Genomic DNA, 2679 nt, shown 5'->3' with positions numbered 1-2679 from the left:
GATCAGCAACAGCAGCACCAGGCTGGCCACCGCCGCCTTGTTGCGGAAAAAGCGCTCGCGCGCATCGCGCCACGGGCTGCGTCCTGCCACCGGCAAGGCATCGAGGCCGGCAGCCAGCAGCGCATCGCCGATGGTGTTCTGTTTATTTTGGAACAGCATAAGGGCCTCGCTCAGTAGCGGATTTTCGGGTCTAGCAACGCATAAGCGAGGTCGACCAGCAGGTTGAGCAGCACGGCCAGTACGGTAATCAGCACCACCAGCCCCAGCACCAGGGTGTAGTCGCGATTGGATGCGCCGTTGACGATCAGCTTGCCGATGCCGGGCAACGAAAACACCGACTCGGTGACCACCGCCGAGGTAATCGACGAGATCGCCAGCGGCCCCAGCACCGACACCACCGGCATCAAGGCCGGCTTGAAAGCATGCCGCAGCACGATGGTGCGGGTAGGCAGGCCCTTGGCACGCGCGGTACGGATGAAGTTGCTGGACATCACCTCGATCAGGCTGCCGCGCATCACGCGGCCTATGGTCGAGACATTGATAAAGGTCAGCAGCGCCATCGGCAGCACCATATAGCGCAGCTCGAAGTCCTGCCAGCCGCCGGAAGGCAGCCACGACAACCACAGTGCAAAAATCAGGATCAGCACCGGCCCGATGACAAAGGACGGGAAGGCACTACCCAGATTACCGATCAGCATCACCAGATAGTCGATAGCACTGTTCTGGCGCAGGGCGGCCACCGTGCCCAACAGCACGCCGATCACGATGGAGATCAGCAAGGACACGCCGCCTATGGTCAGCGACACCGGCAGCGCCTTGGCCACCAGCTCGTTCACACTCCAGTCGGCGTAACGGAAGGACGCGCCCAGATCACCCTGCAGCAGGCCCTTGAGGTAATACAGATATTGCTGCCACAAAGGCAGGTCGAGGTGGTATTTGGCTTGCAGATTGGCCATGACGGCAGCGGACACCTTGCGTTCGGTATCGAACGGGCCGCCCGGGGTCAGATGCAGCATCAGATAGCAGACGGTGATGACGACCAGAATGGTCGGAATCGTCATCAGTACGCGCCGGAAAACATAGGACCACATGATAGAGGCTCCGCTCTGCCAGCCCATCCGCCTTGTGGGCAGCGAGCAGCAGAAATTCAGGCTGAAAAACCCGCCGGGCACCACGGCCCGGCGTATCACAAATAGCCCGGAGCGGCCATGTAGCGCCGCACCGGGCTATGGACATCACGACTCAGGCTTAGTGCTTGATGATGTAGAGGTCTTTGCTGCGATAGCGGTCCATCGGATTCTTGGTCGAGTAACCGCCGACATAGGATTTCACCAGACGCGGTACCGTGTACTGCAGCAGCGGCAGCAGTGGATAGTCGTCCATGATCATCTTGGCAGCCTGGGTCAGTGCCGCCTTGCGCTTGGCCGGATCGGTGCTCTGGTTACCCTGCTTGATCAGCGCTTCGGCCTTGGGGTTGCAGTTGCCGTTGTCGTTCTGGTCGGAGCCGCACTGCACCAGCGTCAAGAAGGTGGTCGCGTCGTTGTAGTCGGCCACCCAGCCGTTACGCGCGATCTGGAAGTCGCCGTCGTGGCGCTTTTTCAGCAGCACCTTGAACTCCATGTTTTCCATCTCGGTATTCAGGCCGAGCTTGGACTTCCACTCGGAAGCGGCAAAGATCGCCATCTTCTTGTGGTATTCGGAGGTGTTGTAGGTGAACTTGACCTTGGAGCCCGGCTTCAGACCGGCAGCGGCGAGCAGCTTCTTCGCCTCCTCGACACGCTTGGCCATCGGCCACTTCGCCCAGTCATAGCTGGTGACATCGGCGCCGGCGACACCGCGCACGATCACGCCATAGGCCGGCACCTGGCCGTCGGCGGTGATTTTCTGGGCCAGCAAGTCACGGTCGATGACCATGGACAGCGCCTGACGCACGCGCTTGTCCTTCATCACCGGGTCTTTGACGTTGAACGAGTAGTAACGCAGACCCAGCATCGGGGCGTTGCGGATGTCTTTTGGCAGCTCCTGCTTGTACTTCTCGTAGGTGGCTGGCGGCAACTGGTAGACCCAATCGTTCTCGCCCGACTGGAACAGTTTCACGTCGGCAAAACCGTCTTCCACCGGCAGGTAGGTGACCTTGTTCAGCTGCACATTGCCCTTGTCCCAGTACTGCGGGTTTTTCTCGATCACCAGCTTGGAGTTGACCTGCCAGTCTTTCAGTACGAAGGCGCCGTTGGATACCAGCTTGCCCGGCTTGGTCCAGTCCTTGCCGTTTTTCTCGATGCTGGCCTTGTGTACCGGGCCGAGGTTGAGGTTGGAAACGACATCCGGCAGGAAGGAAACCGGATACGGGGTCTTCACTTCCAGCGTGTATTTGTCCAGCGCCTTCACACCCAGATCAGCCGGCGCTTTCTTGCCCTCGGCAGCTTCGATGCCGTTCAGGATGAATGCGCCATAAGTGGTGGCGTAAGGCGATGCGGTCTTGGGATCGACAAAACGCTGCCAGCCATAGACAAAGTCGGCCGCGACGACCGGCTCGCCATTGCTCCACTTGGCATTCTTGCGCAATTTGAACACCCAGGTGGTCGGGTTGGTCTGCTTCCAGCTCTCGGCCACACCCGGCACGATACGGCCTTCGTTATCGGTGGCGGTCAGACCTTCAAACAGGTCGCGCGTCAGATT

General features: G+C 60.0%; 2 protein-coding genes and 1 pseudogene. All 3 read right to left on the bottom strand.

The features are described from left to right. A pseudogene (locus tag ACRC1E_RS05100) lies at positions 1-159 on the bottom strand (peptide ABC transporter permease); the annotation flags it as partial. Between the two features lie 11 nt (positions 160-170). Then, positions 171-1091, bottom strand: a complete 921-nt coding sequence (gene oppB / locus ACRC1E_RS05095; protein ID WP_438514027.1) for an oligopeptide ABC transporter permease OppB — start codon at positions 1089-1091, stop codon at positions 171-173. Between the two features lie 157 nt (positions 1092-1248). After that, the coding region (locus ACRC1E_RS05090; RefSeq protein WP_438514026.1) for a peptide ABC transporter substrate-binding protein at positions 1249-2679 on the bottom strand (1431 nt) is incomplete at its 5' end.

Origin of the sequence: Craterilacuibacter sp. (genome assembly GCF_051659485.1) — a bacterium.
GTDB lineage: Bacteria > Pseudomonadota > Gammaproteobacteria > Burkholderiales > Chromobacteriaceae > Craterilacuibacter.
The sequence above is the reverse complement of the archived record's forward strand: the minus strand, read 5'-3'. Positions and strand labels throughout refer to the sequence as shown.